At 42.6% G+C, this 566-nt stretch carries 1 protein-coding gene; it reads left to right on the forward strand.

Going from position 1 to position 566, the window contains the following annotated elements:
- The first annotated feature begins 96 nt into the window (after positions 1-96).
- A complete protein-coding gene (locus tag R8O11_RS30100) occupies positions 97-351 on the forward strand; it encodes a hypothetical protein (protein WP_011106259.1) in 255 nt (84 codons plus the stop codon).
- Positions 352-566: the final 215 nt, after the last annotated feature.

The raw sequence follows: 566 nt of genomic DNA on the forward strand, positions 1-566 counted from the left end.
GGCAAATATTTCTACCACCTATACCCTCTCTCGGTTGTATAATGCCGGCTCTGAAATATTTTGTTACGTTACTTCGGTAACCCCTGAGATTACAACATGAACAACAGCAGATGGGTCGGCTTGCTCGGCGGCACGATCGTTTTACTTTGCACATTTCTCCTCTTCGGATCTTCCGTTCATGCTGATTGGTACATGATGCCTGCAGAAGCAGTGAACGGCATCGCATTTACACTGGCTTTCGGGCTAGGGCTGAATAGCATTTTTGCCTACGTCACAGCATTCATTACGCTCGCTGCGTTATTCTACATTGGCTACGTTGTTGGCTACCGCGTTCATCAAAAGCTTAGGTAGAAACCTTAACTTTAAGACCATTTATCTCAACCCACCTAACACTTAAGTTTTAGCTTTTATTCAATAAATTGGCTTTTAACCTACTTTTTATGCGGACATATTGAGATCGGAGCATTTTCCCGAAAACCGTATAGTTTTATGCCATGCTGCCTCATAGAATAGTTTATAAAAACGGCAGTAGGTATCGAGCAACTTTATGAAATGCAGTGTCGCAT

The sequence above is a fragment of the Vibrio sp. 1288 genome (genome assembly GCF_033344475.1).

What these genes read in the sequence shown, in the direction of transcription:
- R8O11_RS30100 (WP_011106259.1), top strand. Translation starts at nt 97, where the DNA reads ATGAACAACAGCAGATGGGTCGGCTTGCTCGGCGGCACGATCGTTTTA.